General features: G+C 71.0%; 6 protein-coding genes and 1 pseudogene. 1 reads left to right on the forward strand and 6 read right to left on the reverse strand.

The window, feature by feature from the left end:
* The 6 genes and pseudogenes from ACFHPP_RS30405 to ACFHPP_RS30430 form a co-directional block, all read right to left on the reverse strand.
* Positions 1-285: pseudogene (locus ACFHPP_RS30405) on the reverse strand (hypothetical protein); the annotation flags it as partial.
* An 85-nt stretch (positions 286-370) separates the two neighbouring features.
* Positions 371-1,120, reverse strand: a complete 750-nt coding sequence (gene istB, locus ACFHPP_RS30410) for an IS21-like element helper ATPase IstB (RefSeq protein WP_437166973.1) — start codon at positions 1,118-1,120, stop codon at positions 371-373.
* A gap of 11 nt (positions 1,121-1,131) precedes the next feature.
* Entirely contained in the window at positions 1,132-2,661 is a 1,530-nt protein-coding gene (gene istA, locus ACFHPP_RS30415; protein ID WP_437166974.1) for an IS21 family transposase, read from the reverse strand.
* 139 nt (positions 2,662-2,800) lie between these two features.
* Entirely contained in the window at positions 2,801-3,571 is a 771-nt protein-coding gene (locus ACFHPP_RS30420; RefSeq protein WP_437166975.1) for a tyrosine-type recombinase/integrase, read from the reverse strand.
* Positions 3,572-3,619: 48 nt separating this feature from the next.
* Positions 3,620-4,030 carry a putative toxin-antitoxin system toxin component, PIN family gene (locus ACFHPP_RS30425; protein WP_437166976.1) on the reverse strand — a complete coding sequence of 137 codons (411 nt, stop codon included), beginning with the start codon at positions 4,028-4,030 and terminating at the stop codon, positions 3,620-3,622.
* Positions 4,027-4,278: a hypothetical protein gene (locus tag ACFHPP_RS30430; RefSeq protein WP_437166977.1), complete on the reverse strand. Its 252-nt coding sequence runs from the start codon at positions 4,276-4,278 to the stop codon at positions 4,027-4,029. Before ACFHPP_RS30430 ends, ACFHPP_RS30425 begins: the two co-directional genes overlap by 4 nt.
* Positions 4,279-4,514: 236 nt before the next feature.
* Between ACFHPP_RS30430 and ACFHPP_RS30435 the strand changes: the two genes are divergently transcribed.
* On the forward strand, positions 4,515-4,739 hold a 225-nt coding region (locus tag ACFHPP_RS30435; RefSeq protein ID WP_437166978.1), incomplete at its 3' end, for a hypothetical protein.

The following is a 4,739-nucleotide window of genomic DNA, read 5'->3' on the forward strand; positions in this document are numbered from 1 at the left end:
AAGCGTGATTCGCTCCACCTCGTCGAGCGAGACCTGCTCGCCGCGCCGGTCGTAGAGCTTCGTCGTGCGTGCACTGGCATGCCCCGCCATTGCGTGCGCATGCTCCAGTAGGCCGCCGTTCTCCAGGTAGGCGGTGATGACCCGCGCGCGCCAGGAGTGGCAGCCGATCTGCGTCGCCACGCCCGCCGCCTCGGCGCGCCGTCCGATCATCCGATACACGTTGTGGATTCCGACGATGTCGGCCGCCTGTTCCGAGGCGAAGTCGGCCACCGATTCCGACGTCATGTCGGCCGGCCATTCCGATTGATGTCGGCCGGGTGGCTACTCGTCAGCGGGCAGATTGTTGTCTCCATCGGGTAGGCGGTTCAGGTCAAGCGTCTGGTGCCGTCGCGGCAGTCCGCTTTCGTCGCAGGCTGTCGCCGCGCAGCTGGATGCGGTGCGCGTTGTGGACGAGGCGGTCGAGGATGGCGTCGGCCAGGGTGGGGTTGCCGGCGATCAGATCGTGCCAGCGGTCTACCGGAACCTGACTGGTGATCAGGGTAGCGCCGCGGCCGTAGCGGTCCTCGGCGAGTTCCAGCAGGTCGCGCTGCTGCTCAGGCCCAAGTGGCTCGAGACCCCAGTCATCCAGGATCAGCACCTTCACCGCGCCCAGTGTGCGCATCAGCCGCGCATGCCGCCCGTCGCCGCGCGCCAAGCCGAGGTCAGCGAACAGCCGTGGCACCCGCTGGTAGAGCACGGAGTGGTTGTCGCGGCAGGCCTTCTGGCCGAGGGCGCAGGCCAGCCAGGATTTGCCGACCCCGGTCGGCCCCTCGATGATCAGGTTCTCCCGCGCCTCGATCCAGCCGCCCAGCGCCAGCTTCTGGAACAGCGCCCGGTCGAGGCCGCGGCTGGAGCGCCAGTCGATGTCCTCGATGCTGGCCTGGTGCCGCAGCTTGGCGAACTGCAGCCGCGCCTTCAGCCGCCGGTCCTGGCGATCAGCGATCTCGCGGTCGAGCAGCAGGCCGAGCCATTCGGCAGGGGCGAGCTCGCCGCCGCTGCGGCTCTGCAGATCCTCGAATGCCCGCGCCATGCCGGCGAGGCCGAGCTGGCGCAGCTGGTCGAGGGTGGGATGGGTCAGCATGGTCTCTCTCCTCAATGGTAGTAGCCGGAACCCCGGATGTTCGGGTGCAGCAGGGGCAGCTCGTCGCTCTCCCGCGGCCGGCGCGGCGCGGGCTGACGGTCAAGGCCGTTCTGCAGGATCGATTGGATGGAGCCGTAGGACCGGGCGCCGATCTCGAGGCCGCGCGCACACGCCGCCTCCAGCCGGTCCCGCCCATAGGTCCGCAGCAGCCGCCGGATGCCGAGGTAGGCGCGGAACCCCTGCTCGGGATGGGGACGGCTCTCGAGAATGATCGCCGTTAGCGCCGCGGTGGACGCACCGATGGCCGCCGCCTCCCGCCCGATCCGCTCGATCGTCCATTCGGCATGGCGCCGGTGCGCCTGTGGCATGTGCTCGGTGAGCGTGGTGTGCCGGCCGCGCAGGCCGCCACGGACGTGGACGGCGACGCGCTCGCCCTTGTGGAACAACTCCACCGTCCGGGCGGTGACGCGGGCCTCTACCTGCTGCCGCAGCAGCCGGTGCGGCGCCGAGTAGTAATGGCCGTCGACGTCGACATGGTAGTCGAGCCCGACACGGCGGATCCGCCATTCGGCATAGACGAACGGCTCCGCCGGCAGGTCGGCCAGTGCCGGGCGGTCCAGCTCCTCGAACAACTGCCGCCGGCTGACCCCGAGCCTGCGCATCGGCCGACCGTTCAGGTCCACCAGCAGCGCCGCGATCGCCACGTTCAGCGCGCCCAGCGAGCCGAACCGCTGATGCCGGAGCCGCGCCAGTATCCAGCGCTCCACCACCAGCACGCCGGCCTCGACCTTGGCTTTGTCGCGTGGCCGCCGAATCCGCGCCGGCAGGATCGCCGTGCTGTAGTGAGCGGCCAGGTCCCGGTAGGTCGGGTTGAGACCGGGCTCATACCAGTTGGCCCGCAGTACGCCGCTGCGCAGGTTGTCCGGCACGATCTGCCGCGGCACCCCGCCGATGAACTCCAACGCCCGGACATGGGCACCCACCCAATCCGGCAGCGTCTGCGTCCACACCGCCTCCGCGTAGGTGTAGCTCGACGCCCCCAGCACCGCGACGAACACCTGCGCCGTGCGCACCTCGCCAGTGGCGGGATCGATCACCTCCGCCGTCTGCCCGGCGAAGTCGACGAACAGCCGCTCCCCCGCCGGGTGCACCTGCCGCATCGTCGGCGACAGCCGGCCCTCCCAGCCCCGGTAGAGGTCGCACCAGCGGCTGTAGCCGTAACCGCCAGGCTGCTCGCGCCGGTACTCATCCCACAGCAGCATCAGCGTCACGCCAGGCCGCCGCAGTTCGCGGTGCACCACCACCCAGTCCGGCTCGACCTTTCGCCGCAACCCAGCCGGCGCCCCGCCACCGGCGAACAGCAGCGCCTCCAGTGCGCCATCCGTCACCGTCGCCGGCAGCGGCCAGGTCAGCCCCGCCGCCGCCGCCCGGTCCAGGCACAGCCGCGCCGTGCTGCGCGCAACGCCCACCGAGCGCGCGATCGCACGGTCGGTCGCGCCCACCTCGTATTTCAGCCGCAGGATCTCTCGCACGCGTCGCATCGACACTCTCTCGGCCGGCATCCAGGTCCCCCTCTCGCGTCCATCGCGAAGGGGGCCCGGACCCCGCCCAGCCGTCGAGCAACCACCACCCCAGGGGGGTGGCCGACTTCAAATCGGAATGGCCGACTTCATCTCGGAATCACCGGCCGACATCAAATCGGAAACGGTGGCCGACTTCCGTCGGAATCCGCAGTCCGATCATCCGATACACGTCGGGCTGCGTCATCGCCGCCTCCGTCAGCCGACCGCTACGGCCCTCGGCCGTGCGGAACAGCGGTCCGCGCCGGTCACCCTCAATTCCGGCCGCCTCGATGTAGGCGTCGAGCCACTCGGCCAGCGTGTGATGGCAGGGTATCTCGTGGTGCCGGCCGCCTTTCTCGTGCAGGCGCACCCACCAGCGTTTGCTGACGGGGGAGTAGTCGCCGACGCGCATCACCGTCGCCGCGCCGACGCGGGCAAAGGTGTAGAGCAGCAGCCCGATCAGCGCGCGGTCGCGCAGACCGACGACGCCGTCGGTCGGGATGGCGGCGAGCAGCGCCTTCGCCTCGTCGCGCGTCGGCATCCGCGTCTTGCCTTTGACCGCGCTGTGCTTCGGCCCGCGCACCGGCGCCGCCGGGTTGTGCGGCACCACCTGGCCGACCACGAGCCAGTCGAACAGCATCCGCACCGCGGCGAGCCGCTGCTTCACGCTCGGCGCCGACAGTGTCCGGCCGAGGCCCTCCACCCAGGCTGCGACATGCACCGGCTGCACCGCCGGCAGCGCCAGGCCGCGCCGCTCGCACCAGCCGAAGAAGTCCGACGCCGCGCGGGCGTAGGCCGCACGCGTGTTTAGGTTGCGGATCTCGGCCGCGAAGAACTCGACGTAGCGTCGCGCCGCCGCCGCGCCGGCGTCGGCCACCGTGACCGGCACGGCGAGGGCGCCGGGCAGGGCAGGGTGCCGGCCATCGGAAGCACCAGGTCATGCGCCACCGCCGGCCTCCGCGAGGTAATCGGCCGGCCGCAGGATGCGCACGCCACGCCAGGGATGCAGCACGAGCAGGTCGGCGTCGCCGCTGACGATCGCCCAGGCGCCGGCGGCGAGCGCCAGCTCCAGGTATTTGTCGTCCTTGCTGTCGCGGCAGTCCGTCACGCGCTCGGAGGGGCTGAACCACACCGCCTCGCCGCGCAGCAGGTCGAGGATGCGGGCCCGCCGCGCTGGCGAGATCGCCGTGGCGAAGCGCGGCCGCTCCAGCACGCCGGCGATCTCCGCTTCGACCTCGGCCGAGAGCGCGAAGACGTCGGTCTCCTCGGCGCGCAGCAGCGCCCGCTCGGGCGTGCCGTCCTGGCGCAGCGCGGCGCTGACCACGGCCGACGCGTCGAAGACGATCAAGCCGTCGGGCCGCCGCGGCGCTCCGCGTTGTAGGCGTCGAGCTCGACGTCGATGTCGGCGTCGGTCAGGCCGGCGGCGCGCGCCTCGGCCTTGGCGGCGGCGATCGCCTGCGCCAGTTCGCTCGGGCCTGGGCGCGGCCGGAGCACCCGGCTGACCAGGCGGCCCATGGCGGCGCGGGTGCGGGGGTCGGCGAGGGCGGCGGCGACGGCGGGCTCGACCTCGAGGGTGACGGGGACGGTGTCGGGCATGGGCGCCTCCTGGGATTGGAGCCTACCCGGTTCATCCGCGGCGCCGCAACCAATCACGCATGATAAGGACATTATCTCACAAAAGCGGGCGGCTTTTTAAGGCAAGAGCAAACGTTCGATGCGCATCGCGCAACGGATGCCCCGTTCAGTCGCGGTGCAGCGGGATGCGTGCGCGCGCAGTTGCAATCTGGCACGCTCGGCGTGGGCGACGTGACACGATGGGGCCGGAGATGACCATGAGGCCGAGCGATGCCTTGCGGAAGACGCGCGATGAGTTCCCCTATCTGGAACAATGCGCCTACCTCAACACCGCCGCCGTCGCACTCGGCAGCCGGCGCCTAGCCTTTGCCTACAAGAGTTTCGTGGATGAGTGGACCAATGGAGGGCTCGACTTCATCCGCGCCGAGCGTGCCGCGGATGCGTCGCGTGAGGCCTTCGCCCGGATTCTCGGCGCAGGGCCA

The sequence above is a fragment of the Falsiroseomonas sp. E2-1-a20 genome (assembly GCF_051433195.1).
GTDB lineage: Bacteria > Pseudomonadota > Alphaproteobacteria > Acetobacterales > Acetobacteraceae > Falsiroseomonas.